Origin of the sequence: Methylococcus sp. EFPC2, from assembly GCF_016925495.1 — a bacterium.
Taxonomy (GTDB): domain Bacteria; phylum Pseudomonadota; class Gammaproteobacteria; order Methylococcales; family Methylococcaceae; genus EFPC2.
On record NZ_CP070491.1, the window covers coordinates 2,800,043 to 2,824,843 of the forward strand.

The window sequence follows — 24,801 nt, forward strand, 5'->3', positions numbered from 1 at the left end:
GGCGGTTCGTCAGGGTTTGATGTAAATAATGGATTCCCGCTGCGGCAGCACCATGCCCAAGCGGGTGCGGGCCAGCCTTTCTATACGACTGCGCTCGGCCCAGGTGTTCTGCTCCAACTGGAGCTGCCCCCATTCCACTTCATAGGCCTCCAGCTCCTGTTCGAGCCTTTGAATTTCAGCGAACAGCATGCGCGAGCGGTATTTGGTGTAGACGACCGCCAACGCCGAGGCCAGAACCAATGTCAACAACAGCAATAGCCCTCTCATTCCGCAACTCGCTCCGCTACGCGCAGGACTGCGCTCCGGGCGCGAACATTGATTTCGGTTTCCTCCCGCCCCGGTAGTTGCGCCTTGCCGATGCGCTTGAGGCGCGACGGTGGCTGATCCACCCAGGGGAGGTGGCTCGGCTGGGGCTTGCCTCGCTCTTGTTCACGGATAAAACGCTTCACGATGCGATCCTCGAGCGAATGGAATGCGATAACGACCAGTCTTCCCCCAGGCTGCAGCACATCGAGGGTCTGCGCCAGCGCCGCGTCCAGGTCGTCCAGTTCCCGATTGACCGCGATGCGTATCGCCTGGAATGCACGGGTCGCGGGATGCTTGTTCTTTTCCCTGGACGGAGCGGCTTTCTCGATCACCTCGGCCAACTCACGGGTAGTGGCCAGCGGCCGTGCCGCGACTATGGCGCGCGCGATGCGCCCGGCATAACGCTCCTCGCCGTACTCCCGTAACACACGGACCAACTCCCGCTCGCCGATCGTAGCCAGCCATTCCGCAGCGGTCGGACCTCGAGTGATATCCATGCGCATATCCAAAGGCCCCTCGCGCAAGAAGCTGAATCCCCTGTCGGTGTCGTCCAGTTGCGGCGAAGACACACCCAAATCCATCAGGACCCCTGCTACACGACCCAAGGCCCCGTGAGACTCGAGCCGCGACCTCAGTTCCGCATAGCTGGCGTGTTCGATAGTGAAACGCGCATCGTCCCGGCTTAGAGCTTCCCCCGCCGCGACGGCATGCGGATCTTTGTCCAACGCCAACAATCGGCCTTCGGGCCCCAAGCGATCCAGGATGGCACGCGCGTGCCCACCCCGGCCGAAGGTGCAGTCCACATAAAATCCATCTGGACGTATCGCAAGCCCGGCCAGAGATTCGGCCAGCATCACCGGCGTGTGTGCGTGCTGAGGCTCGGTCATTAGAAAGACAAGGAGCCCAGTTCCGGGGACAGATCGGTCAAATCGTCCAATCCCTCCTCGTCCATCCACTCGTCGCGGCTGCGGTTCCACACCTCCTCATCCCACAATTCGAACTTGTTGCCCTGGCCGATCAAGACCACTCGTTTTTCGAGGCCGGCAAACTTGCGCAAGGGTTCCGAGATCAATACCCGCCCCTGACCGTCCATCTCGCACTCGGTGGCGTGGCCGATCAGCAGTCGTTGCAGGCGTTTCGTACGCTTATCGAGGCTGGGAAGCTTGACCAGCTTGCGTTCGATGTCCTCCCATTCGGGTAATGGATAAAGCATGAGGCACTTATCGAGACCGACCGTCAGCACCAATTGATGGTCGCAACAATCCTTCAACTCCGGCCGATAGCGAGTCGGTATGGCCAAACGGCCTTTTTCATCAAGGTTGATTGGATTGACGCCCCGAAACAATGCCCCCCCCTAACCCCATTAATCTCCATTTTTACCCACTTCACTCCACTTTTGGGGCAATATAGAAACCAACCGTGATTAAGTCAAGCGGATCGCCGACCGCCGCCAGGCGCTCAGACAGACCTTCTATTTCTTTTATTTACATGTAGTTGCCAGTAATCAATCGGCAAAAAACCGCACTCGGCCCAAGCCAGACTAGCCGCCATCCACACCCTGAGCTGGAGCGACTGCGCGTCGCCCTTGAACGATTTCCCGCCTTGCCGACCGTCTCGATTCCGAATAAATTGCCGCCATGAAGGCCACTCCCACCGCTCAAGCCACTCTGCCTAACGCACTGACGGCGGTGCTGATCGCCCAGTTTCTCTCCGCCTTGGCCGACAATGCCTTGTTGTTCGCCGCCATTGCGCTGATCAAGTCGCAACAACGGCCGGAGTCCTGGATTCCCCTTCTGCAGGAATTTTTTGTCGTCGCATTTATCCTGCTCGCACCTTTCGCCGGCCCGCTCGCCGATGCGTTCGCCAAAGGACGGGTAATGCTGCTGGCCAATTCGCTTAAACTGGCGGGGGGAGTCGCCATGCTGGGGGGTATCCACCCCTTATGGGCGTACGGTTTGGTAGGCGTAGGTGCCGCGGCTTATTCGCCGGCCAAATATGGGATACTTTCCGAGATGGTAAGCGCCGACCGATTGGTTGCCGCCAACGGCCTGATGGAAGGCTCGACGATCGTGGCTATCCTGCTAGGCGTCGCTGCCGGCGGTTGGCTCGCCGACATCGCCGTTCCTCTGGCCCTATGGACCGTCCTCGCCTGCTACGCGGGCGCTATGCTGGCCAATCTGTTCATCCCCAATATCCCCGCCGCCCATACTGGGGAGCGCTTTAGCCCGTCTGAACTTCTCCGGGGATTCATAACAAGCAGCGCACTCATGCTTAAAGATCGGGACGCGCGCTTTTCTCTAGGCTGTACCAGCCTTTTTTGGGGCAGCGGGGCAACGCTGCGCCTTCTATTGGTGGCCTGGGTCCCGCTCGCGCTGGACATCCACGACACGAGCACACCCGCCAATCTAAACGGGGCGGTCGCCATCGGCATCGCTGGCGGCGCCGCATTGGCATCGGCCTGGATACGTCTTGACACCGTCAACCGCGCGTTATGGCCGGGTCTGTTGATAGGGCCTGTCATCATGATGCTCGCGCCGGCGCACGACTTGGTGCTGGCAGTTGTATTCCTGGTCACGATCGGACTCAGCGGCGGAATGTTCGTTGTACCACTGAACGCCCTGTTACAAGAGCGCGGACATCACACGGTCGGTGCCGGCCATGCTATAGCCATCCAAAATCTATTCGAGAATCTCGCCATGCTCTTCATGGTTGGCTTATACACATTTTCCATAGATCATGGGGTCGATGCGGCTCATGCCGCAGTTGGCTTCGGAGCCATTATCTTCATTGGACTCACCCTCATAGGTGTGGGACGCCTCAAACTGTCCACCCGTCGCTCATGAGCATGGATTTTTGGCGAACCAAAACCCTGAACGAAATGACGGACGACGAATGGGAATCCCTCTGCGACGGCTGTGGTAAGTGTTGCCTGCACAAAATTGAGGACGAAGATAGCGGAGAAATATTCTTCACCCGCGTCGCCTGCAGACTGCTCGATATTGATAGCGCGCGATGCACGCAATATTCCGAGCGCTTCCATCTCGTAAGCAACTGCCTGAGCCTGCGGCACGCCAATTATCTACTCTCGTGGCTGCCATCCAGTTGCGCTTATCGCCTGCTGGCAGAGAACAAGGATTTGCCTGCCTGGCACCCGTTACGCACCGGCGACCCCGCGTCCGTACATCTTGCCGGTATCTCCGTCCGGGAATTCGGCATTGCCGAAACACCGGACACCGACCCGGCCGACTTCGTTATCGAAGACTTCGAATAAACTCGCCCCAATGCACTTAAGCTTAAGCCTCCCTATTCGTACTCCCGCCGGATAGAAGAAGGTGGTTGCGGACAGACCAAAGGCGTGCGCCACGCAACAGGGCCGGCCGCCACTGGCGACACCGAATACGCGCTCGCGCGCTCCGACGAGGGTCAGACACTCGTTCAAAGCCTCGAATGTAGCGACGATCAATTTATCTGACTTGCGAAGCGGCGCGTTAGCCCGCCACGCGGAGCCAAGAAGTCTGAGGCTGACGAACTACGCGTCCGGCAAAGAATTGCAGGCCGTCTTCGAAGGCGCCGGGCAGGAATGCGGATACGACGGAAAAGGCGATTTCGTGGATCCGGTGCGCGGCAACGAATGCTGGATCAAAGGGGAGACGCCGTCGGAGAGAATGGCGGCATGGGTCCACCCAAGCGACTCTCATGACTTTATGCTTTTAATTCAAACGAATAGCCCCATATCTCTGCACAACTCCTTAACTTAACGGCAAGTCCCCAATACCATGAACGACTATCTGCAGACGTCCACGCGGTTACTGAGAACATCCTTCGATGCTAAAGGAGAAAATTTGACAGACTTGGTCGCCGATATCGACGGGGAATTGCCGAAGGAACTAGCAAGCGAACTCCTGGCACTGGATCGGCTCGCCCATGAGTTAGCGCAATCAGCTTCTGATCCAGACGCCCTGGCCGACTTCGCCTTTCGTTGCGGACAAGCCCAAGAAAGAATCGCTGCACTGAGTCAAGGCTACCAATTCGAACGTCTGGGATTTGTTCCCACCAGTACGCTTGAAGACGAAGACGTCGGAAAAATCGACCTCGACGCAATTGCACGGCTGGCCGAGTTTCGAGATCGGATACTAAAAACCATTGCCGACTTCACACTGAAATTCTTAGTCGTCGCAGTCCTTTTGCTCTTCCTTGGATTGGCCCTGGGGTTGATATGACGTTCGAGCAATCAATCCTGAGCAAAAAAAACGCGGCGCCATTTAAGTCGCCGCGTTCTATCCCGAACTCGCCGTAACGAGTAATCGGATTGAATCACATCAATCAGAGCTGCCCTGGCTTCGATCGACCAACTCCACATACGCCATCGGCGCGGAGTCGCCCGGCCTAAAGCCGCACTTCAAAATGCGCAGATACCCGCCTGGACGGCCGGCGTAACGGGGCCCCAATACATTAAACAACTTGGCCACCGCATCGCGGCTCCGCAAGCGATCGAATGCAAGCCGCTTGGCTGCGAAGCTATCGGTCTTCGATAACGTGATTAAAGGCTCAGCAAACCGTCTAATTTCCTTCGCCTTAGGCAACGTTGTCTTGATGATTTCGTTCTCAAAAAGCGAAACCGCCATGTTGCGAAACAGCGCTTTTTTATGGCTGCTGGTGATATTAAGCTTTTTACCCGACTTGCGATGCCGCATATGTGTTCCCAGACAATTTAATTAAAGCTCTTTAGTCGTTTTTCAAACCTTCAGGAGGCCAGTTTTCCAAGCGCATCCCGAGAGAAAGTCCCTTATTGGCGAGAACGTCTTTGATCTCAGTGAGGGACTTCTTGCCTAAATTCGGAGTTTTTAACAAATCGACTTCCGTCCGTTGAATCAAATCCCCGATATAGAAAATATTCTCTGCCTTCAGGCAATTAGCTGAGCGGACCGTCAACTCCAGATCATCGACCAGCCTCAGCAGCAAAGGATCGAAAGACGGCTTGGATTCCGAACGACCACCCGCGACCGGGCCTTTCAGATCGACGAATACCGACAAATGATCATTGAGTATCGAAGCCGCATGCCTGACCACCTGCTCGGGATCGACGGTGCCGTTCGTTTCCATCTCGATAATCAGCCTATCCAGGTCTGTACGCTGCTCTACGCGCGCACTCTCGACCGTATAAGACACCTTCCTAATGGGGCTAAATGACGCATCGATCTGTAATGAACCTATGGGAGCCTCCTCCCCAAGCGCGCTCCTTTGCGCCACAGGCCGGTACCCACGACCCGTCTCAACCTTCAAGGTTGCATTCAATTCGCCCGCGTCGGTTAGATTGGCAATCACCAACCCCGGATTGACTATCTCGATATCACTGGTCAGCTCAATATCCGCAGCGACAACCTGGCCCGCTCCGGATTTAGCAAGCTTCAAATAAGCCGGGCGGCCTGCGCTGTTCCGTATCGCCAAATTCTTAATATTCAGCAGTATATCGATAACATCTTCATGCACACCCTCCAGCGTAGAATACTCATGCAGGACGCCTTCGATTGTCACCTCGGTAACCGCGCAACCAGGAATGGCGGAGAGCAGTACGCGTCTGAGCGCATTACCCAGAGTATGACCAAAGCCACGCTCCAAGGGTTCGATTACAATTCGCGCGCTATTTCTATCTATAGGACTTACGTCCACCAGACGCGGCTTGATGAGGTCAGCAATATCGCTATGCATTAAGTAACCCTATACTTACTTCGAGTATAACTCTACAACCAGTTGCTCGTTTATATCGGAGCCCAGCTCGCTACGATCAGGCGCGGATTTGAATACGCCTTGCATCTTCTGCGCGTCGACGTCGACCCACACAGGGAAACCGTATTGCTCGCTAACCTGTAACGCATCTTTAATGCGCTGCTGATTCTTAGACGACTCCTTGATAGCAACCACATCTCCCGCCCGAACTTGATACGACGGTATATTCAGTACACTACCGTTCACAAGGACAGACTTGTGGCTGACCAATTGCCGCGCTTCTGCGCGCGTGGAGGCGAATCCCATGCGATAAACCACGTTATCCAAGCGGGATTCCAATATATCCAACAGGTTTTCGCCGGTAGAGCCCTTGCCCTGCGCGGCTGCGAAATAATATTTACGGAACTGGCGCTCCAGCACCCCGTAGATTCGTCTCAGCTTCTGCTTTTCACGCAACTGAGTTGCGTAGTTGCTCATGCGCGGACGCTTCGACCCGTGCTGGCCTGGCTGCTGATCGAGCTTGCACTTACCCTCCAGGGATTTCCCCCTGGACTTCAGGAACAGATCCGTTCCTTCTCTGCGCGCGAGTTTACACTTAGGTCCAAGATATCTTGCCATTACTTTATACTCCCAACCCCTTACACACGACGCCTTTTAGGCGGCCGGCAACCGTTATGCGGAATAGGCGTCCCGTCGATGATATTAGAGATCTTGAAACCCAAATTATTAAGGGATCGCACGGCAGATTCCCTGCCCGGGCCAGGGCCCTTTATGCGAACGTCAAGATTTTTAATTCCGTATTCCTTAGCCACCAGACCGGCCTTTTCTGCCGCGACCTGCGCTGCGAAAGGAGTGCTCTTGCGCGACCCGCGAAACCCAGATGCTCCCGCGGTGGCCCAGGATAGCGCGTTGCCCTTGCGATCGGTGATGGTGATAATAGTGTTATTGAAGGACGCGCTAATGTATGCGATACCGTCTGAGATATCTTTTCTAATGCGCTTGGTCGAGCGGTTTGCACCAGCCATTTATATTCCTCTAGATACCCTGATTATTTACGAATAGGACGCCGGGGGCCTTTTCTTGTTCTAGCATTCGTTCTAGTTCTTTGCCCTCTTACCGGCAACCCTCTGCGGTGACGCAGCCCGCGATAGCAGCCCAGATCCATCAAACGCTTGATATTCATGGACACTTCACGCCTGAGATCACCTTCAACCAGGTATCTTGACACGGCATCGCGAATTTTTTCGATTTGATCTTCTGCGAGGCTCTTAACTTTTACCGACGGCTCAACACCCACTTCCTTACAAATATCGGCCGCGCGAGATCGCCCGATCCCGTATATCGCAGTCAAAGAAATCACTAGGTGCTTGTTGTCGGGTATATTGACCCCAGAAATACGTGCCATCTCAAAAGTCTCCAGAACTCATTAGGCGCCTCGGCAAAAAAGAGAATTTTATCGCATCGCGCGCGTTAAGACAATCTCAACCCTGCCTTTGCTTATGGCGGGCGTCTTTACAAATCACACGCACCGTGCCACTTCGCTTCAAGATCTTACAATTTCTGCAAATCTTTTTTACCGATGCTCTTACTTTCATTTCAATTACTCACTGATAAACTTGATTCAATTGATGCTTATATGGGATTTCTTCATCAATCCTTCATACTGATGAGAGATGATATAAGTCTGCATTTGGGTCATGAAGTCCATAACGACCACGACGATAATAAGCAATGACGTACCACCAAAATAGAAAGGCACGTTCCAATACACAATCAGGAATTCCGGCAACAGGCACACCAACGTGATGTAGATTGCACCGGCCAAAGTCAGACGCGTCATTACCCCGTCGATGTAACTTGCGGTATTCTGGCCCGGACGCACACCAGGTATGAAGGCACCAGACTTCTTCAAGTTCTCGGCGGTCTCGGTAGAATTAAACACCAGTGCCGCGTAGAAAAAGCAGAAGAACACTATGGCTGCCGCGTAAAAGATCACATAAAGAGGCTGTCCGGGCGAGAGCGTCGTCGCCACGTCTTGCAGCCAACCCATATTAGCCGAGTTACCAAACCAACCGGCTAACGTCGCCGGGAACAGGATAATACTCGAGGCGAAAATCGGTGGGATAACGCCCGACATATTGAGCTTCAGAGGAAGAAAACTCTTGTGCGCCGCATACATCTTGCGGCCTTCCTGCCTCTTAGCATAATTGATGGTGATGCGTCTCTGCCCGCGCTCTACGAACACCACCAGAGCGGTAACCGCGAATGCGATCGCAAACAACGCTATCACGGCGAGAGGCCCCATTTCCCCGGTTCTAGCCAATTCGAGCGTACCCCCGACAGCGGAGGGTAGACCCGCCACGATACCGGAAAAAATGATAATCGAAATACCGTTGCCGATACCGCGCTCGGTAACCTGCTCACCGAGCCACATCAGAAAAACGGTTCCAGACACCAAGGAAACAGCCGTGATGAAAACAAATTGCCATCCTGGACTGATTACGACCGGAACGCCGGAGGCTACTTGGTTTTGTAGCGCCAATGCGATACCCACAGCCTGGAAGCTGGCCAAAACCACCGTCGCGTACCGGGTGTACTGATTTATTTTTTTTCGCCCGGACTCGCCTTCTTTCTTGATCTGCTCCAGTTGCGGGATTACCACCGCCATCAATTGGAGGATGATGGACGCCGATATATAGGGCATGATGCCCAAGGCAAAGATACTGAGCCTCTTGAGCGCGCCACCGGAAAACATGTTGACCATGTCGAGAATCGACCCGCCCTGCTGCTGAAACATCGCAGCCAGTGCCCTAGGGTCCACCCCAGGTATCGGTATGTGTGCGCCTATCCTATAAACAACCAACGCGCCGAGAACAAACAGCAAACGCTGGCGCAACTCGGTTAAACGACCAAATCTCTCTGTCAGCGCTGGATTCAAGGTATTCACTTAGGCCTCTACTTTGCCGCCCTTGGACTCAATCAGCGCCCGCGCTCCGCGGGTAACCGATACTCCCCTGAGAGTCACGGAACCGTTCAACTCTCCAGAGTCGAATACTCTCACCCGTTTTGTTCTAGCCGGCACGACATTGGCCGCGATAAGCGCAGCGATGTCTATGGTCACCCCTTCCGGGAAACCGTTTAGCTCGCTAAGCCGAACTTGAGCGACAGAAGCTTTGAGATGAGATTTGAAACCCACCTTAGGCAGACGGCGCTGTAACGGCATCTGACCGCCTTCGAAACCGACCTTGTGGAAGCCACCAGCCCGGGCATGTTGGCCCTTATGACCCCTACCGGCTGTTTTACCGAGCGTAGACCCGATGCCGCGGCCAAGTCTCTTGTTTTTCTTCCGGCTTCCCGGCGCAGGCGCAATTGTATTTAGAAACATGTTACTGAGCCTCGACTTTTAGCATGTAGGATACTTTCGCAATCATGCCCCGGTTTTCAGGCGTGTCCGACACGGAGACGGTCTGATGAATACGGCGTATCCCTAGCCCTCGCAGGCACGCCTTGTGAGCTTCCAGCCGGCCATTCTTGCTTTTGATCTGCGTTACTTTGAGCAGTTTCTGACTCATTTCTCCTGTCCCCTGAGTTCTGACAGTGTAAGCCCACGCTTAGCCGCGACATGTTTAGGATCCCGCATCTCGGACAGGCCCTTTATCGTTGCGCGAACGACATTGATTGGGTTATTCGTGCCGATGCATTTTGCGAGAACGTTATGGACACCCACCACTTCGAAAACTGCGCGCATCGCGCCGCCGGCGATGATACCTGTACCCTCCGAGGCCGGTTGCATGAACACTTTCGCGGCTCCAGTACTAGCAACGATCGGATACTGCAAGGTGTCGCCGTTTAGGGCAACTTTGCGCAGGTTTTTCCGCGCCTGTTCCATAGACTTCTGTATTGCAACCGGGACTTCCCTGGCCTTGCATAGCCCGTATCCAACGCGGCCGTTGCCATCGCCGACTACCGTCAACGCCGTAAAACCGAATTGTCGCCCGCCTTTTACAACTTTCGCCACTCGCCTGACTGCGACGAGCTTTTCCTGAAGACCATCTGCGGAGCTCGCTTGACTCGATGTATTTGCCATTTTCTTTCTCTACAAACTTAAACCGGCTTCACGGGCGGCATCGGCCAATGCTTTGACGCGGCCATGATATTTGAAACCCGAGCGATCGAAAGCCACATGAGTAATGCCTGCGGACAACGCCTTCTGAGCCAGCACGGACCCGACTACTTTTGCTGCAGCCACGTTCCCCGTGTAGCTTTCGAGCTTGGATTTGACATCCGCTTGCAACGTAGATGCACTTACCACCACTTGTGATCCGTCGGCGGAAAACACCTGCGCGTAAATATGCTTTGGCGTCCTGTGTACGGTAAGGCGGTTGGCGCCGAGGGAGCGAATAATGTGCCTGGTCTTCGCAGCTCGCTTCAATCTAGATTCTTTCTTATCCACAGCGCACCTTATTTCTTCTTGGCTTCTTTCTTAATAATCACTTCATCCGAGTATCGCACGCCTTTCCCTTTGTAAGGCTCCGGCGGCCGGTAGGCTCTGATATTGGCAGCGACTTGGCCGACCAACTGGCGGTCGCAACCTTTTACGACTATTTCCGTTTGGACGGGCGTTTCGACTACGATACCTTCCGGCACTTCATATTCGACGGGGTGGGAATACCCCAAGGAAAGGCTCAATACATTGCCCTTCGCCTGCGCACGATACCCGACACCGACCAAAGTCAATTTCTTTTCGTATCCAGCGCTGACTCCGACCACCATGTTATTAATATTTGCGCGGGTGGTTCCGGCCAAGGCGTTTGCAACCTTATCCGTTTTGGAGTTATCTACGGTGATGGCGCCGTCACCGATGCCGACGCCGACCGAAGGATGCAGTCGGGCGGTCAATGCTCCTTTGGCACCCTTGACGTGAAGCAGTGTCCCGTTCAAAGTCGCTTCTACGCCTTTTGGCAATGCAACGGGATTTTTGGCTACTCTTGACATGTTTAATTCCTGGACTGAAGAAGCGTATCGCTTATGACACGACGCAAAGGACTTCGCCCCCCTGACCCAGGTGGCTCGCGCGGTTTCCCGCCATCACACCTTTGGAGGTCGAAACGATGGCTATGCCCAATCCGCCTAGTACGCTTGGCAGCTCGTCTTTCGACTTGTATACCCGGCGACCGGGTCTACTGACCCGCTTGTACGACTCTATAACAGGAGCACCCTTGTAATACTTCAAGGAAATAGTCAACTCCGGCTTCGCATCGCTATCGCTCGCCGAGAAACTCTCGATATAACCTTCTTCTTTCAGAACAGAACAAATAGCCTGCTTCAACTTAGAAGATGGAACCGTCACCTCTGACTTACCGGCTGTTTGTCCATTCATGATGCGGGTAAACATATCCGCCAAGGGATCGGTCATACTCATAGTCGCTATTACCTTAAGTTAATTGTCTTGCCTTCGTGTCTTTATAGTCGCCGAGCTCTGCAGTTCTTTACCAGCTGGCCTTGACTACGCCCGGAACGTCACCGCGCATAACCGACTCGCGCAGTTTGTTTCTGCCTAGACCGAACTTTCTATAATACCCGTGGGGACGGCCGGTAAGATTGCAACGATTCCGGACCCTGGACGGAGACGAATCACGCGGGAGCTTTTGTAGTTTCAATTGCGCATCAAAGCGCTCGTCATCCGTCAAGTTGGCGCTCTTTATGATTCCCTTCAGTTGCTGGCGTTTCTGATAGTGTTTCGAAGCCAGTGCCTTACGCTTGACTTCCCGAGCGATCATGGATTTTTTTGCCATTGTCTTGTACGCGATTAGGTGCGAAACGGAAACTTGAACTGTTCAAGCAGTACACGAGCCTCTTCGTCGGTGCGAGCACTCGTCGTGATCGTTATATCAAGACCCCGAATCGCATCGATTTTGTCGTAATCGATCTCCGGAAAAATGATCTGCTCTCTAATTCCCAGCGAATAGCTGCCGCGTCCGTCAAAGGATTTCGGGCTCAAGCCGCGGAAATCCCGGATTCGAGGGATCGCAATACTGATAAGACGATCGAGAAACTCATACATTTTCTCGCGCCTGAGAGTAACCTTGCATCCTACCGCCATGCCTTCGCGAATCTTGAACCCCGCGATCGACTTCCTCGCGTAGGTGATTACCGGTTTCTGCCCGGCAATCTTCTGCATATCCTCTACGGCATTTTGCAGGATTTTCTTATCAGCCACCGCCTCGCCGACTCCCATGTTGAGAGTTATCTTTTGCAGTCTGGGAACCTGCATGACGGAGCTATACTGGTTTTTCGCGAATAACTCTGCGACTATCTTTTCTTTGTATAAACTTTGTAATCTGGCCATGATCAACTCTTCGTTCGCTATTAGGCGTCGACTACTTCGTTGGTAGACTTGAAATAGCGCACTTTACGCCCGTCAGCCAATAACCTGAAGCCTACGCGGTCGGCTTTGTTAGTCGCCGGGTTAAGTAGGGCGACGTTCGATACGTGCACAGGCAACGCTTTTTCGACTATGCCCCCCGCTCTGGACAGAGTCGGATTGGGTTTTTGATGCTTTTTGACGTGGTTTACGCCATCAACCAGGATTCGATCGTTGTTTGCGATTTCGAGCACCGTGCCTTGTTTGCCCTTATCCTTACCGGCGAGCACGACAACTCGATCACCTTTTTTAATTTTGCGCATTTCTTTACCCCGAACCGTCAAATCACTTCTGGAGCCAGAGAAATGATCTTCATAAATTTCTCCGACCGCAGTTCACGCGTTACCGGCCCGAAGATACGCGTTCCCAGTGGTTGATGCTGGTTATTCAACAAAACTGCGGCATTTCCGTCGAAACGGATCACGGAGCCGTCCGATCTCCGCACACCCTTGCGAGTACGAACGACGACGGCGTTATACACCTCGCCTTTTTTAACACGCCCGCGGGGAATAGCGTCTTTGACACTCACCTTAATTACATCGCCGATATTAGCGTAGCGTCGATGCGAACCGCCCAGCACTTTAATACACATAACCTGGCGAGCGCCGCTGTTGTCGGCGACGTCCAGACACGTCTGCATCTGTATCATCGTATGATCCTCAAGCCCTAATTAATAATTATGTTCTTACTTCGCTTTTTCTACGATACGATGAAGAACCCAGGTCTTGTTTTTCGATAACGGGCGGCTGGCCACAATTTCCACGATATCGCCTTCATGGCACTCGTTGTTTTCATCGTGCGCCATCAACTTTGTAGTCCGCTTGATGTATTTTCCGTATACCGGATGGGGAACCAACCGTTGCACTTCGACCGAAATGGACTTATCCATTTTGTTACTGACGACCTTGCCAGCAACGGTACGCGGGCTTTGCTGTGCTTCACTCATACGGCCAAACCTCTTTCAGCTTTTACCGTGTTCACACGGGCGATATCTCGGCGGACCTTCTTGATCCGGTCGGGCTTGCCCAACTGACCGGTCGCTTTCTGCATTTGAAGGTTAAACTGTTCTTTGTATAAATCGCTCAGAACTGTATCCAGTTCTTCCACGGTTTTCTGTCTCAATTCTGTTGCTTTCATCACATCACCGTTCGATGCGTAAAGGTCGTCTTGATCGGCAGCTTGGCAGCCGCCAGACGAAACGCCTCGCGCGCAAGTTCCTCGCTCACGCCTTCGAGTTCATAGAGCATGGTTCCCGGCTTCACCTGAGCAATCCAGTATTCTACACTACCTTTGCCGCTTCCCATACGAACTTCTAGCGGTTTTCTCGAAATCGGCTTGTCCGGAAAAATCCGGATCCAGATTTTTCCACCGCGCTTGACATGACGAGAGATTGTCCGTCTTGCCGCTTCGATCTGCCGGGCAGTGATTCTGCCCCGGTCAACGGCCTTAAGCCCGAACTCACCGAAGCTAACCTTGCTCCCCTTGTGAGCAAGACCCCGGTTGTCTCCTTTCATCTGCTTTCTATATTTTGTTCTCTTCGGCTGCAACATACTTCGAATTCCTCAGTTACGCTTCGGTTATGCCAGCTGATTTTGCGTCGCTCGCCGCATGGAATACTTCGCCCTTAAATATCCACACCTTGACGCCAATGACGCCATACGTCGTGTGAGCTTCCGCAAAGCCGTAGTCGATATCGGCCCGGAAGGTGTGTAACGGCACTCTTCCTTCGCGGTACCATTCCGTCCGCGCGATTTCTGCTCCGTTCAGACGACCGGCAACGTTGATTTTTATGCCCTCCGCACCAAGGCGCAGCGTGTTTTGCACCGCGCGCTTCATGGCCCGACGGAACATGATGCGTTTTTCGAGCTGTTGCGCGACGCCTTCGGCCACCAATTGCGCGTCGAGCTCCGGCTTTCTTATCTCTTCGACGTTCAGCTGAACGGGTACCTCGAGGATTCGGGAGATCTCGCGGCGCAGCGCGTCGATGTCTTCGCCTTTCTTGCCGATCACCAAGCCTGGGCGCGCCGTGTGTACGGTTATGTGTGCGTTGTTAGCTGGGCGGTTGATCTGTATCCGGCTGATGGACGCGTGCCCCAGCTTGGCCTTCAGAAACTCGCGAATCTTGATGTCTTTATACAGGAATTCCGGATAGTTCTTGCTGCTGGCATACCAGCGCGAGGTCCAGTCTTTAATATATCCCAACCGAATGCCGGTTGGATGTACTTTTTGCCCCATGATAAAGACCCTTAGTTATTTTCTGAAACTTTAACAGTTATGTGACTGGTTCTTTTAGCTATTCTATTACCCCGCCCCTTGGCTCTAGGCTGCATACGCTTCAGAACTGGTCCTTCATTTACATAGATGGAAGAGACTTTCAGCTCATCGACGTCGGCACCATCATTGTGCTCGGCATTGGCGATGGCCGATTCAAGCACTTTCTTGACAATCTGAGCCGACTTCTTATTGCTGAAATTCAGCAGGTCTATCGCGCTACTAACGCTCAGCCCCCGAATCTGATCGGCAACCAATCGGGCTTTCTGTGGAGAGACGCGGGCATTGCTTAGCTTCGCTGAGGTTTCCATCGTTATCACCAAACCACTTATTTCGATTTCTTATCGGCCTGATGGCCTTTGTAAGTTCGCGTCGGAGCAAACTCACCCAATTTGTGCCCAACCATATTATCCGAAATAAGAACGGGCACATGTTGCTTACCGTTATGTATGGCCAGGGTCAGCCCTATCATTTCCGGGATTACCATCGACCTTCTCGACCAAGTCTTGATGGGTCTTTTCGTCCCACTTTGGCTGGCTTCCAGAACCTTTTTCAGAATGTGGTGGTCTACAAATGGACCTTTGCTAATAGAACGCGGCACGCTTACTTACTCCTAACTTTTATCTTTGCTTGCGACTGCGAACGACCATTTCATCTGTTCGCTTGTTATTGCGAGTCTTGTAGCCCTTCGTCGGCGTTCCCCAAGGAGACACTGGATGACGGCCTCCTGAAGTCCGACCCTCACCACCGCCATGCGGATGGTCGACTGGGTTCATGGCCACGCCTCGAACGGTGGGCCGCACACCGCGCCATCGCGAGGCACCCGCTTTTCCCAACGACACCAAATTGTGTTCAGAGTTGGAAACTTCGCCGATCACAGCTTTGCAGCTTGCCAGGATTTTGCGCATCTCGCCGGAGCGCAACCTTACGGTCACATATGCGCCTTCTTTGGCCACGAGTTGTACCGAGGCACCGGCGCTGCGAGCGATCTGCGCCCCTTTACCGGGCTTAAGCTCGACGCAATGGATCTGCGAACCCAGCGGGATATTCCTCAATGGAAGACTGTTTCCAACTTTTATTGGCGCAAACTCCGACGAAATGACTTCCTGTCCCACCTGAAGCCCCTTGGAAGCGATCACATATCGTCTCTCGCCATCGCGATAAAGAATCAGGGCGATATGCGCGGTCCTGTTCGGATCATATTCGATTCGTTCCACGATTCCCGCGATTTCGAGCTTGTCGCGCTTGAAATCGATGACGCGATAATGCTGCTTGTGGCCACCGCCCTTGTGGCGCGTCGTCACCCGGCCTTGATTATTACGTCCTGACGTCTTCGACTTTTTCTCTAATAGGGCGTCATACGGTCGTCCCTTATAGAGCCCCTCAGTTTTTACCCGCACTACGAAGCGCGCGCCAGCCGACGTTGGTTTTGATTTAATTAGAGCCATTTTCTTGTTCCAGTATTTACTGATACCGCCTAGCCGGGGTGATTCGCTTAAGCCGCAGACAGGTCTATCGAGAAACCGGGCTGAAGTTTTACGTAGGCTTTCTTCCAGTCCGACTTCTGTCCGACAAATCTTCCGAAACGTTTGTCTTTCCCTTTCACATTAAGCACGTTGACCGACGCAACTTTAACCTCGAACAATGTCTCGACGGCTTTTTTAATCTGTGCCTTATTCGCGGCGCTTTTCACCCGGAATACTACCTGATTATTACTTTCGGCCGCACTGGAGCTCTTTTCCGAAATTACCGGGCCCTTCAGCACTCGTATCAAGTCTTGTTTTTTCATCCCAGGTTTTCCTCAAGATTCTTAACGGCTTGCGCGGTCAATATCACCTTGTCGCTATGTACGAGCGACACCGGACTCAGGGCGCTAGTCGTGGAGACTTCAACGGCCTGAAGATTCCGGGCGGCCAAGTAGAGATCGACGTTTACGGCGTCCGTAATAATCAGTGCGTTACTCAGCCCCAGATTCTTCAGAGTGCTGTTCAGCTCTTTGGTCTTGGGCGCGGATGGGTAAATATCATCCGTCACGATCAAACGATCCTGTCTCAGCAATTCGGAAAAGATGGACCGCAGCGCAGCCCGGTACATTTTCTTGTTGAGCTTCTGTTTGTAGGAACGGTTACGCGCCGCGAAGGTAACACCACCGGTTCTCCACAACGGACTTCTCGTAGTACCGGCACGGGCGCGACCAGACCCCTTTTGCTTCCAGGGTTTCGCACCGCCTCCGCTTACGTCGGCCCGGGTTTTCTGACCCTTGGTCCCGGACCGGGCGGCGGCCAGGTAGGACACTACCAACTGATGCACGAGTGACTCGTTGAAGTCCTGACCAAACACAAGCTCTGAGACTTCTAGAGCTTCTCCACTCTTTCCGTTTTTAATTAACGGGATTTGTAGGCTCATTTCGATGTATCCTGATTATTTCTTGACGGCCGGACGTACGACCACGTCGCCACCGCGCGGACCCGGCACCGCCCCTTTGATCAACAACAGCGACTTGGCCTGATCGATTGCCGCCACCTTAAGGTTTTCTGCCGTCTTATACTCGGCCCCCAAGTGGCCGGCCATCTTCTTGCCCTTAAATACACGTCCCGGCGTCTGGTTTTGGCCGATGGAACCGGGAGCACGATGAGACAGGGAGTTACCGTGCGTCGCGTCCTGAGTCCGGAAGTTGTATCTCTTTATGACGCCAGCAAAGCCTTTGCCGATAGTGAAGCCGCGCACGTCGACATATTGGCCTTCCTCGAACTGATTGACATCCAGGACGGCTCCAACGGCATATTCGGTAGTATCGGCGTCGCTCAGTCTGAATTCCCACAGACCGCGACCGGCCTCGACGCCCCCATTGGCATAATGGCCGGCGAGTGGCTTCGACAGACGCGATCGCTTCTTCTCACCGGTTGTTACCTGAACCGCGCGGTAGCCGTCATTGTCGACGGTCTTAACCTGGACAATTCGATTTGGATCTACCTGCAGCACCGTTACAGGAATAACCGAACCATCCTCGGCATAGATGCGCGTCATTCCGCATTTGCGCCCAACCAAACCAATCGCCATTTCTTAACTCCAATAGAACTTTTTTATTTATTAATTCAGCTTAATTTGTACGTCCACGCCGGCCGACAAATCCAACTTCATTAGCGCATCCACCGTTTTGTCGGTAGGCTCGATGATATCGAGCAATCGCTTATGCGTCCGTAATTCATACTGGTCGCGCGCATCCTTGTTAACGTGCGGAGACACCAGAACCGTGAAGCGCTCTTTCTTCGTCGGAAGAGGAATCGGACCGAGGACCTGAGCTCCGGTGCGCTTTGCGGTTTCGACAATTTCAGAAGCCGATTGGTCAATCAGGCGATGATCGAACGCTTTCAGCCGGATGCGTATTCTTTGCTTAGACATTTTGCTCACTCGATGACCTTGGAAACCACACCCGCACCGACGGTGCGGCCGCCTTCGCGCACGGCGAAACGCAGACCTTCTTCCATCGCGATCGGGGCGATCAGCTTGACCGTGATCTTGATGTTGTCGCCCGGCATGACCATTTCCACGCCTTCCGGCAGTTCGGCCGCACCGGTGACGTCGGTGGTACGGAAGTAGAACTGCGGACGGTAGCCGTTGAAGAACGGGGTGTGACGACCGCCTTCTTCCTTCGACAAGACGTAGATCTCGGCTTCGAAGTGGGTGTGCGGGGTGATGGTGCCCGGCTTGGCCAGTACCTGGCCGCGCTCGACGTCTTCACGCTTGGTGCCGCGCAGCAGCACGCCGACGTTGTCGCCCGCCACACCTTCGTCCAGCAGTTTGCGGAACATTTCGACGCCGGTGCAGGTGGTCTTGACCGTGTTCTTGATACCGACGATCTCGACTTCTTCGCCAACCTTGACTTTGCCGCGCTCGATACGGCCAGTGACCACGGTGCCACGACCGGAGATGGAGAACACGTCTTCGATCGGCATCAGGAAGGGCAGGTCCACCGGACGCTCGGGCAGCGGGATGTAGTCATCCAGCGCCTGCACCAGCTTGTGGATGGCCGGCACGCCGATGTCGCTCTGATCACCTTCCAGCGCCTTGAGCGCGGAACCGATGATGATGGGGGTGTCGTCGCCCGGGAACTTGTAGGTGCTGAGCAGTTCGCGGATTTCCATTTCGACCAGCTCGAGCAACTCGGGATCGTCGACCATGTCGGCCTTGTTCAGGAACACGACGATGTAGGGCACACCGACCTGGCGGGCCAGCAGGATGTGCTCGCGGGTCTGCGGCATGGGGCCGTCAGCGGCGGAGCAGACCAGGATCGCGCCGTCCATCTGCGCGGCGCCGGTGATCATGTTCTTGACGTAGTCGGCGTGACCGGGGCAATCCACGTGGGCGTAGTGGCGCGTCGGCGATTCGTACTCGACATGGGCGGTGGCGATGGTGATACCGCGCTCGCGCTCTTCCGGTGCCGCATCGATCTGATCGTAGGCCTTAAATTCGCCACCGAAACGCTCGGCGCCGATCTTGGTCAGAGCAGCCGTCAGAGTGGTCTTGCCATGGTCGACGTGACCGATCGTTCCCACGTTGACGTGCGGCTTGGTGCGCGTGAATTTCTCTTTGGACACGGTTTACTACCTCGTTCTATCTTGAATTCTGGTTGCTCTAGGTGGTCAATCTTTTAATCACCACATCGGCGACATTCGAAGGCGCTTCGACGTACTTCTCGAATTGCATGCTGTACGTCGCTCGCCCCTGGGTCGCCGAGCGTAGATCCGTGGCGTACCCGAACATCTCCGACAGCGGGACTTCGCAGCTGATCGCCTTACCCGAAGGCATGTCTTCCATTCCATGGATCACCCCTCGGCGCCGGTTAATATCGCCCACCACATCTCCCATGTAGTCTTCGGGCGTTACTACCTCGACCTTCATGATCGGCTCAAGCAAAACCGGATTAGCTTTGCGCGCGCCTTCTTTAAATCCGATCGAGCCCGCGATCTTGAAGGCCATTTCGTTCGAATCAACGTCGTGGTAGGACCCGTCAAACAGCGTCACTTTTACGTCCACGACTGGGAAGCCAGCGAGTATACCATTCTGCAACTGCTCCTGGATACCCTTATCCACCGCTGGGATGTATTCCTTCGGAACCACCCCACCGACGACCCCGTTGACGAACTCGTACCCGGTTCCCGGCGGCAGAGGCTCGATACGCAGCCAGACATGACCGTACTGCCCCCGCCCACCGGTTTGGCGGACGTACTTGCCTTCCTGCTCCACGCCGGATCGTATGGTCTCGCGGTAAGCCACCTGCGGAGCGCCCACATTGGCATCCACCCCGAACTCACGCTTCATGCGATCGACGATGATCTCTAGATGCAATTCACCCATCCCTGAAATGATGACCTGCCCCGTCTCTTCGTCGGTATGCACGCGGAAAGAAGGGTCCTCCTGCGCAAGCTTACTCAGCGCCAAGCCCATCTTTTCCTGATCCGACTTCGTCTTGGGTTCCACGGCGACCGATATCACCGGCTCCGGGAATTCCATACGTTCGAGGGTGATCATCTCTTTCTGATCGCAAAGGGTGTCACCCGTCGTGACGTCCTTCAGACCGATCGCTGCGGCGATGTCGCCCGCACGGACCTCTTTGATTTCTTCGCGATTGTTCGCGTGCATCTGGACCAGGCGCCCGATACGCTCACGCCGACTCTTCACCGGGTTGTAAACGGTATCACCCGAAGCAAGAACCCCGGAATAAACACGGATGAATGTCAAAGCCCCGACGAAGGGGTCGGTCGCGATCTTGAACGCCAGCGCGGAAAAAGGCTCTTGGTCGTCCGCCTTGCGATGCCCCTCGCTCTCGCCGGAGAGATGCCCCGACACCGGCGGAATGTCTATCGGCGATGGCATATACTCGATCACGGCATCCAGCATCGCCTGCACGCCCTTGTTCTTGAAGGCCGAACCGCAGAGCACCGGCACGATCTCGCCCGCGATGGTCCTTTGGCGAATGGCGCTCTTGATCTCAGAAGGACTGAGCGCGACCCCCTCCAGATAGCGGACCATCAGATCTTCGCTGGCCTCGGCCGCAGCCTCGACCAACTTCTCGCGCCAACCCGCGCAATCCGCCGCCATTTCGGCCGGAATATCCCTTTCCTCGAAGCGAGTGCCCTGAGTCGCGTCATCCCAGTAGATGGCCCTCATCTTCACGAGATCGACCACGCCCTTGAAATGCTCTTCGGCACCTATTGGCAATTGCAGCGGCACCGGATTGCCACCCAGCCGGCTCTTGATCTGACCGACAACCCGCAGAAAGTCTGCCCCGGTGCGATCCATCTTATTTATGAACGCGAGACGGGGAACGCGGTACTTGTCGGCTTGACGCCAGACGGTCTCCGATTGCGGCTCAACTCCGCCGACCGCACAAAACACAGCGCAGGCGCCGTCCAGCACACGCAAGGACCGCTCTACCTCGATCGTGAAATCGACGTGTCCCGGCGTATCGATAATGTTGATCCGATGCTGCGGAAACCCGCCATCCATACCCCGCCAGAAACAGGTGGTCGCCGCGGACGTGATCGTGATTCCGCGCTCCTGCTCCTGCTCCATCCAATCCATGGTGGCCGCACCGTCGTGGACTTCGCCAATCTTGTGCGAAACCCCGGTATAAAAAAGCACACGCTCGGTCGTGGTCGTCTTGCCCGCATCGATATGAGCCATGATGCCTATATTTCTATAGTGCTCAATGGGCGTTGTGCGGGCCACGACCTCAACCTACCGGCGTTATAGTAATTACAGCGGACTTACCAGCGATAATGCGAGAACGCCTTATTCGCCTCAGCCATCTTATGGGTATCTTCGCGCTTCTTAACGGCCGAACCGCGATTCTCATGGGCGTCAATGACCTCACCGGCCAATTTCAAGCCCATGCCTTTCTCGCCCCGCTTGCGGGCCGCATCGATCAGCCAACGCATCGCGAGCGCGGATCGTCTGGCGGGACGTACCTCCACCGGTACCTGATAAGTGGCACCGCCCACGCGACGCGACTTCACCTCGACCACCGGCTGCACATTTTCCAAGGCCTTCGTCAGAACATCGACGGAGTTCTGACCGGTCTTGCCTTCGATATAATCCAGCGCGCCGTAAACGATCTTCTCGGCGACAGACTTCTTTCCATCGACCATCAGCATATTGACGAAGCGCGCCAGCGTCTCGCTGCCAAAACGCGGATCCGGATTGACTTCTCTTTTAACTGAATTTCTTCTTCTGGACATTGCTATAAGACCCGCAATTAATTAAGCCTTAGGACGCTTAGCGCCGTACTTGGAACGCCCCTGACGGCGCTTCGCCACACCCGCAGTATCGAGACTGCCGCGCACGATGTGATAACGCACACCCGGCAAGTCCTTTACACGACCGCCACGAATCAGTACGACAGAGTGTTCCTGGAGGTTATGCCCCTCACCGCCGATATAACTCGTGACCTCGGCACCATTCGTCAAGCGCACACGAGCGACCTTACGAAGCGCGGAATTCGGCTTTTTCGGGGTCGTGGTATAAACCCTCGTACATACGCCGCGGCGCTGCGGGCAACTATCAAGCGCCGGCACATTACTTTTTTCTTTCTTACTAACTCGCGGCTTCCGAACCAATTGATTGATAGTGGTCATTCCCGATACTCCGGTATATTGCCTAACCCTGCAGCTACATTAATAAAAACAAACGCCACAACCCGCGCCCCGCTAAGCAGCGCGGCCGCGCGCAGTGAAGAGGGCAAATCTATAGCAAATGCCACACCACGTCAACCGCGAACGTTGTGTAAAAAAAAGAGCTTACACGCATGTAAGCTCTTTACGATTTGGCTCCCCCGGACGGGCTCGAACCGCCGACCCAGTGATTAACAGTCACTTGCTCTACCGACTGAGCTACAGGGGAGTAACGTAGAATTTACCAACCACAGGAGGATGGAACCGCCCTGTGATTACTGCGCAAAAAAAATGGCGCGCCCGGAGAGATTCGAACTCCCGACCACCTAGTTCGTAGCCAGGTACTCTATCCAACTGAGCTACGGGCGCGCTACAGAATGCGCATTATGGACATCCCACCCTTTCCTGTCAACACCTATTTTGCATCGGCTCAGAGCTCACCTCGGTCTCCTCGGCTCCACACCGTCGCGCGGGGCGGCCTGCGAGCGGATCGCAACAGTCTGATTCATCCAATTTACGTTCAGGCACGGTATAAAGATATCCTCCCTCTCAGCGGACAATGCGGCGTGGAACCTTCCATCAAACCTCATGCTCCTTCCTGCATACGTAACAGGGAGCCGATATTGGACATCCTACGCACATATTTCGCGCGCTGCGGTCATGTTCTGGAGATAGGAAGCGGCACTGGGCAGCACGCGGTTTACTTCGCCGAAGCCCTGAGCCATCTGGCTTGGCAATGCTCCGATCGCGCGGAAAATCTGTCGGGCATTCGAACATGGCTGGATGAAGCGGCCCTGCCCAACACGCCGCCCCCTATTGAACTGGACGTAAGCGGTGCCTGGCCCGGCGGACCCTACGATGCGATCTTCAGTGCGAACACCCTGCACATCATGCACTGGACCGAGGTCGAGCGATTCTTTGCCGGGCTCAAATCCGTCATGGCCTCCGGGGCCAAATTGGCGATCTACGGCCCTTTCAACTACGAAGGCCGGTACAGCAGCCCGAGCAACGCCGACTTCGACGCCTGGCTTAAGGCCAGGGATATGCGCCAAGGCATACGCGACTTCGAAGCGGTGGCCGATTTGGCAACCGGCATCGGCCTGGAATTGCTCGAAGACCGAGCGATGCCTGCCAATAACCGCGCCTTGATCTGGCAATTCGTGAGGCCTTGAATTATGCGTGCAATCCTACTCGAACATGCGCACGATTTACCCGAAGCCGATTGGAATGCACTCGACACGGACGACGACCCCTTCATCAACCGCGCATTCCTGGGCATAGCCGAGCAGACGGGCGCGGCCGATGAAGGTCTCGGGTGGCGCCCCCTGCATTTGACTCTGCGCGACGACCACGATCGCTTGACCGCACTGCTCCCGCTCTATCTGCGCAGTCATTCCTTCGGGGACTTCTCCCAGGATTGGCATTGGCCCTCGGCCTGGCGCCAGGCCGGGCTGGACTATTACCCCAAGCTGGTGACCGGCGTTCCGTTTACGCCCTCGCCCGGTCCGCGCCTGCTGACGCGGGCAGAACCGGAGGTAAGCGCCGCGCCCACCCTCATAGCCGCGGCGCTCGACCTGGTGCAGGAATTGGGGGTTTCGTCCTGGCAATGCCTGTTTGCCCGCGAGGCGGACCACGGTCTGCTGGAATCCGCCGGCCTGCTGCTCCGGCGCGGAGTCCAGTTCCACTGGTTCAACCGGGGTTACCGCGATTTCACAGACTTCCTCGAAACCTTCAACGCCGAAAAACGCAAGAAGGTCAAGCGCGAGCGCCGCCAGGTGAGCGATGCCGGGCTGCGCATCGAGGTCCGGCATGGCGACGAGATCGATGCCTCGTTGTGGAAGGCGATCCACAGGCATTACCGAGATACCTTCAGCCGCTACGGCAATCACCCCGCATTCTCCCTGGAGTTCTTCCAGCGCGTTGGGGCAGCCCTGGCGCGTCGGATGGTGGTGTTCGTCGCCTGGCGAGACGAGCAACCGGTCGCTTCGGCCATTTGCTACCGGAACGGCGCCGTCCTGTTCGGCCGTCACTGGGGGACGGACATCGATAGCCCCGGCCTGCATTTCGAACTGTGTTATTACAGCGGCATCGAATACGCCATCGCCCACGGCCTGCGACGCTTCGAGCCCGGAGCCCAAGGCGAGCACAAACTGGCCCGCGGCTTCGAACCTGCACCGACCTGGTCGGCATTCTGGATCGCGGATCCACGCATGCGCCGCGCCGTGGCCGACTTCCTGGCCCGCGAAGACACGGCCGTGCAGGACTACGAGGCGGAAATGGCGGAGCGTTTACCCTACAAAATTCAGCAGCAAACTTCCTGAGGCCATCGATGTCTCAGGCTTCGGTGCCACCTGCCTCGGCCTATTGAATAAGCCTTGCCGCAATACTGTAAAAGCCGCG

Annotated in this window: 40 protein-coding genes and 2 tRNA genes; 5 read left to right on the forward strand and 37 right to left on the reverse strand. The window is 55.1% G+C overall.

Going from position 1 to position 24,801, the window contains the following annotated elements; genetic code table 11:
* Window positions 1–9: 9 nt before the first annotated feature.
* The 3 genes from ftsL to mraZ are packed head-to-tail and all read right to left on the reverse strand — an operon-like array spanning window position 10 to window position 1,651.
* Window positions 10–267, reverse strand: a complete 258-nt coding sequence (gene ftsL, locus JWZ97_RS11855) for a cell division protein FtsL (protein ID WP_205429361.1) — start codon at window positions 265–267, stop codon at window positions 10–12.
* Window positions 264–1,193, reverse strand: coding sequence for a 16S rRNA (cytosine(1402)-N(4))-methyltransferase RsmH (rsmH, locus tag JWZ97_RS11860; protein ID WP_205429363.1), 930 nt, complete (start codon window positions 1,191–1,193; stop codon window positions 264–266). Before rsmH ends, ftsL begins: the two co-directional genes overlap by 4 nt.
* A complete protein-coding gene (gene mraZ / locus JWZ97_RS11865) occupies window positions 1,193–1,651 on the reverse strand; it encodes a division/cell wall cluster transcriptional repressor MraZ (RefSeq protein WP_205429365.1) in 459 nt (152 codons plus the stop codon). The genes rsmH and mraZ overlap by 1 nt, the downstream gene beginning before the upstream one ends.
* A 292-nt stretch (window positions 1,652–1,943) precedes the next feature.
* Between mraZ and lplT the strand changes: the two genes are divergently transcribed.
* From lplT to JWZ97_RS11880, 3 genes are all read left to right on the forward strand, one after another.
* The gene (gene lplT, locus JWZ97_RS11870; protein WP_205429367.1) at window positions 1,944–3,149 is read left to right on the forward strand and encodes a lysophospholipid transporter LplT; all 1,206 of its coding nucleotides are present in this window, start codon (window positions 1,944–1,946) and stop codon (window positions 3,147–3,149) included.
* A 2-nt stretch (window positions 3,150–3,151) separates the two neighbouring features.
* Window positions 3,152–3,577: a YcgN family cysteine cluster protein gene (locus tag JWZ97_RS11875; RefSeq protein ID WP_205434648.1), complete on the forward strand. Its 426-nt coding sequence runs from the start codon at window positions 3,152–3,154 to the stop codon at window positions 3,575–3,577.
* 505 nt (window positions 3,578–4,082) lie between these two features.
* Window positions 4,083–4,526 carry a hypothetical protein gene (locus tag JWZ97_RS11880; protein WP_205429369.1) on the forward strand — a complete coding sequence of 148 codons (444 nt, stop codon included), beginning with the start codon at window positions 4,083–4,085 and terminating at the stop codon, window positions 4,524–4,526.
* A gap of 99 nt (window positions 4,527–4,625) precedes the next feature.
* Here JWZ97_RS11880 and rplQ read toward each other — a convergent pair whose 3' ends face one another.
* From rplQ to JWZ97_RS12050, 34 genes are all read right to left on the reverse strand, one after another.
* On the reverse strand, window positions 4,626–5,000 hold the full coding sequence (gene rplQ / locus JWZ97_RS11885; protein WP_205429371.1) for a 50S ribosomal protein L17: 375 nt from the start codon (window positions 4,998–5,000) through the stop codon (window positions 4,626–4,628).
* 31 nt (window positions 5,001–5,031) lie between these two features.
* Window positions 5,032–6,015: a DNA-directed RNA polymerase subunit alpha gene (gene rpoA, locus JWZ97_RS11890; protein WP_205429380.1), complete on the reverse strand. Its 984-nt coding sequence runs from the start codon at window positions 6,013–6,015 to the stop codon at window positions 5,032–5,034.
* 15 nt (window positions 6,016–6,030) lie between these two features.
* Window positions 6,031–6,651, reverse strand: coding sequence for a 30S ribosomal protein S4 (rpsD, locus tag JWZ97_RS11895; RefSeq protein ID WP_205429389.1), 621 nt, complete (start codon window positions 6,649–6,651; stop codon window positions 6,031–6,033).
* A gap of 20 nt (window positions 6,652–6,671) precedes the next feature.
* Complete coding sequence (rpsK, locus tag JWZ97_RS11900; protein ID WP_205429397.1) at window positions 6,672–7,058, reverse strand: 30S ribosomal protein S11; 387 nt, start codon at window positions 7,056–7,058, stop codon at window positions 6,672–6,674.
* A gap of 23 nt (window positions 7,059–7,081) precedes the next feature.
* Window positions 7,082–7,438, reverse strand: a complete 357-nt coding sequence (gene rpsM, locus JWZ97_RS11905; RefSeq protein WP_205429405.1) for a 30S ribosomal protein S13 — start codon at window positions 7,436–7,438, stop codon at window positions 7,082–7,084.
* A 76-nt stretch (window positions 7,439–7,514) separates the two neighbouring features.
* Complete coding sequence (gene rpmJ, locus JWZ97_RS11910; RefSeq protein WP_205429414.1) at window positions 7,515–7,628, reverse strand: 50S ribosomal protein L36; 114 nt, start codon at window positions 7,626–7,628, stop codon at window positions 7,515–7,517.
* A gap of 26 nt (window positions 7,629–7,654) precedes the next feature.
* Window positions 7,655–8,980: a preprotein translocase subunit SecY gene (gene secY / locus JWZ97_RS11915; protein WP_205429416.1), complete on the reverse strand. Its 1,326-nt coding sequence runs from the start codon at window positions 8,978–8,980 to the stop codon at window positions 7,655–7,657.
* Complete coding sequence (gene rplO / locus JWZ97_RS11920) at window positions 8,981–9,418, reverse strand: 50S ribosomal protein L15 (RefSeq protein ID WP_205429417.1); 438 nt, start codon at window positions 9,416–9,418, stop codon at window positions 8,981–8,983.
* Between the two features lies 1 nt (window position 9,419).
* Window positions 9,420–9,605, reverse strand: a complete 186-nt coding sequence (gene rpmD, locus JWZ97_RS11925) for a 50S ribosomal protein L30 (RefSeq protein WP_205429419.1) — start codon at window positions 9,603–9,605, stop codon at window positions 9,420–9,422.
* Window positions 9,602–10,120 carry a 30S ribosomal protein S5 gene (gene rpsE / locus JWZ97_RS11930; protein ID WP_205429421.1) on the reverse strand — a complete coding sequence of 173 codons (519 nt, stop codon included), beginning with the start codon at window positions 10,118–10,120 and terminating at the stop codon, window positions 9,602–9,604. The genes rpmD and rpsE overlap by 4 nt, the downstream gene beginning before the upstream one ends.
* A 9-nt stretch (window positions 10,121–10,129) precedes the next feature.
* Window positions 10,130–10,486 (reverse strand): 50S ribosomal protein L18, encoded by a 357-nt coding sequence (gene rplR / locus JWZ97_RS11935; RefSeq protein ID WP_205429422.1) that lies wholly within the window; start codon window positions 10,484–10,486, stop codon window positions 10,130–10,132.
* Window positions 10,487–10,494: 8 nt separating this feature from the next.
* A complete protein-coding gene (gene rplF, locus JWZ97_RS11940; protein ID WP_205429424.1) occupies window positions 10,495–11,028 on the reverse strand; it encodes a 50S ribosomal protein L6 in 534 nt (177 codons plus the stop codon).
* 31 nt (window positions 11,029–11,059) lie between these two features.
* Window positions 11,060–11,455 carry a 30S ribosomal protein S8 gene (gene rpsH, locus JWZ97_RS11945; protein ID WP_205429426.1) on the reverse strand — a complete coding sequence of 132 codons (396 nt, stop codon included), beginning with the start codon at window positions 11,453–11,455 and terminating at the stop codon, window positions 11,060–11,062.
* 67 nt (window positions 11,456–11,522) lie between these two features.
* Window positions 11,523–11,828, reverse strand: a complete 306-nt coding sequence (rpsN, locus tag JWZ97_RS11950) for a 30S ribosomal protein S14 (RefSeq protein ID WP_205429433.1) — start codon at window positions 11,826–11,828, stop codon at window positions 11,523–11,525.
* 14 nt (window positions 11,829–11,842) lie between these two features.
* Window positions 11,843–12,382 (reverse strand): 50S ribosomal protein L5, encoded by a 540-nt coding sequence (rplE, locus tag JWZ97_RS11955; RefSeq protein ID WP_205429435.1) that lies wholly within the window; start codon window positions 12,380–12,382, stop codon window positions 11,843–11,845.
* 20 nt (window positions 12,383–12,402) lie between these two features.
* Complete coding sequence (rplX, locus tag JWZ97_RS11960; protein ID WP_205429437.1) at window positions 12,403–12,720, reverse strand: 50S ribosomal protein L24; 318 nt, start codon at window positions 12,718–12,720, stop codon at window positions 12,403–12,405.
* A 17-nt stretch (window positions 12,721–12,737) separates the two neighbouring features.
* Window positions 12,738–13,106: a 50S ribosomal protein L14 gene (gene rplN / locus JWZ97_RS11965; RefSeq protein WP_205429438.1), complete on the reverse strand. Its 369-nt coding sequence runs from the start codon at window positions 13,104–13,106 to the stop codon at window positions 12,738–12,740.
* Window positions 13,107–13,142: 36 nt separating this feature from the next.
* On the reverse strand, window positions 13,143–13,403 hold the full coding sequence (gene rpsQ, locus JWZ97_RS11970; RefSeq protein ID WP_205429440.1) for a 30S ribosomal protein S17: 261 nt from the start codon (window positions 13,401–13,403) through the stop codon (window positions 13,143–13,145).
* Window positions 13,400–13,594, reverse strand: a complete 195-nt coding sequence (gene rpmC, locus JWZ97_RS11975) for a 50S ribosomal protein L29 (RefSeq protein ID WP_240342330.1) — start codon at window positions 13,592–13,594, stop codon at window positions 13,400–13,402. The genes rpsQ and rpmC overlap by 4 nt, the downstream gene beginning before the upstream one ends.
* Complete coding sequence (gene rplP, locus JWZ97_RS11980) at window positions 13,594–14,007, reverse strand: 50S ribosomal protein L16 (protein WP_205429449.1); 414 nt, start codon at window positions 14,005–14,007, stop codon at window positions 13,594–13,596. The genes rpmC and rplP overlap by 1 nt, the downstream gene beginning before the upstream one ends.
* A gap of 16 nt (window positions 14,008–14,023) precedes the next feature.
* Window positions 14,024–14,692: a 30S ribosomal protein S3 gene (rpsC, locus tag JWZ97_RS11985; RefSeq protein WP_205429451.1), complete on the reverse strand. Its 669-nt coding sequence runs from the start codon at window positions 14,690–14,692 to the stop codon at window positions 14,024–14,026.
* Between the two features lie 11 nt (window positions 14,693–14,703).
* Window positions 14,704–15,039: a 50S ribosomal protein L22 gene (gene rplV / locus JWZ97_RS11990; protein WP_205429459.1), complete on the reverse strand. Its 336-nt coding sequence runs from the start codon at window positions 15,037–15,039 to the stop codon at window positions 14,704–14,706.
* Between the two features lie 17 nt (window positions 15,040–15,056).
* Window positions 15,057–15,329 carry a 30S ribosomal protein S19 gene (gene rpsS, locus JWZ97_RS11995; protein WP_205429461.1) on the reverse strand — a complete coding sequence of 91 codons (273 nt, stop codon included), beginning with the start codon at window positions 15,327–15,329 and terminating at the stop codon, window positions 15,057–15,059.
* A gap of 19 nt (window positions 15,330–15,348) precedes the next feature.
* On the reverse strand, window positions 15,349–16,176 hold the full coding sequence (gene rplB, locus JWZ97_RS12000; RefSeq protein WP_205429463.1) for a 50S ribosomal protein L2: 828 nt from the start codon (window positions 16,174–16,176) through the stop codon (window positions 15,349–15,351).
* 47 nt (window positions 16,177–16,223) lie between these two features.
* Window positions 16,224–16,517 (reverse strand): 50S ribosomal protein L23, encoded by a 294-nt coding sequence (gene rplW / locus JWZ97_RS12005; RefSeq protein ID WP_205429465.1) that lies wholly within the window; start codon window positions 16,515–16,517, stop codon window positions 16,224–16,226.
* Window positions 16,514–17,134, reverse strand: a complete 621-nt coding sequence (rplD, locus tag JWZ97_RS12010) for a 50S ribosomal protein L4 (protein ID WP_205429467.1) — start codon at window positions 17,132–17,134, stop codon at window positions 16,514–16,516. Before rplD ends, rplW begins: the two co-directional genes overlap by 4 nt.
* A gap of 15 nt (window positions 17,135–17,149) precedes the next feature.
* The gene (rplC, locus tag JWZ97_RS12015; RefSeq protein WP_205429469.1) at window positions 17,150–17,788 is read right to left on the reverse strand and encodes a 50S ribosomal protein L3; all 639 of its coding nucleotides are present in this window, start codon (window positions 17,786–17,788) and stop codon (window positions 17,150–17,152) included.
* 30 nt (window positions 17,789–17,818) lie between these two features.
* Window positions 17,819–18,130, reverse strand: a complete 312-nt coding sequence (gene rpsJ / locus JWZ97_RS12020; RefSeq protein ID WP_205429471.1) for a 30S ribosomal protein S10 — start codon at window positions 18,128–18,130, stop codon at window positions 17,819–17,821.
* A gap of 5 nt (window positions 18,131–18,135) precedes the next feature.
* Entirely contained in the window at window positions 18,136–19,326 is a 1,191-nt protein-coding gene (tuf, locus tag JWZ97_RS12025) for an elongation factor Tu (protein ID WP_205429473.1), read from the reverse strand.
* Window positions 19,327–19,363: 37 nt separating this feature from the next.
* Window positions 19,364–21,460 (reverse strand): elongation factor G, encoded by a 2,097-nt coding sequence (gene fusA / locus JWZ97_RS12030; protein WP_205429475.1) that lies wholly within the window; start codon window positions 21,458–21,460, stop codon window positions 19,364–19,366.
* Window positions 21,461–21,498: 38 nt separating this feature from the next.
* Window positions 21,499–21,969 carry a 30S ribosomal protein S7 gene (rpsG, locus tag JWZ97_RS12035; protein WP_205429484.1) on the reverse strand — a complete coding sequence of 157 codons (471 nt, stop codon included), beginning with the start codon at window positions 21,967–21,969 and terminating at the stop codon, window positions 21,499–21,501.
* A gap of 21 nt (window positions 21,970–21,990) precedes the next feature.
* On the reverse strand, window positions 21,991–22,365 hold the full coding sequence (rpsL, locus tag JWZ97_RS12040) for a 30S ribosomal protein S12 (RefSeq protein ID WP_205429486.1): 375 nt from the start codon (window positions 22,363–22,365) through the stop codon (window positions 21,991–21,993).
* 189 nt (window positions 22,366–22,554) lie between these two features.
* A tRNA-Asn gene (locus tag JWZ97_RS12045) sits at window positions 22,555–22,630 on the reverse strand.
* A gap of 63 nt (window positions 22,631–22,693) precedes the next feature.
* Window positions 22,694–22,770, reverse strand: a tRNA-Arg gene (locus tag JWZ97_RS12050).
* Window positions 22,771–23,024: 254 nt separating this feature from the next.
* Between JWZ97_RS12050 and JWZ97_RS12055 the strand changes: the two genes are divergently transcribed.
* Both JWZ97_RS12055 and JWZ97_RS12060 read left to right on the forward strand, forming a co-directional pair.
* The gene (locus JWZ97_RS12055; protein ID WP_240342331.1) at window positions 23,025–23,573 is read left to right on the forward strand and encodes a DUF938 domain-containing protein; all 549 of its coding nucleotides are present in this window, start codon (window positions 23,025–23,027) and stop codon (window positions 23,571–23,573) included.
* A gap of 3 nt (window positions 23,574–23,576) precedes the next feature.
* Window positions 23,577–24,722, forward strand: coding sequence for a GNAT family N-acetyltransferase (locus JWZ97_RS12060; RefSeq protein WP_205429490.1), 1,146 nt, complete (start codon window positions 23,577–23,579; stop codon window positions 24,720–24,722).
* Window positions 24,723–24,801: the final 79 nt, after the last annotated feature.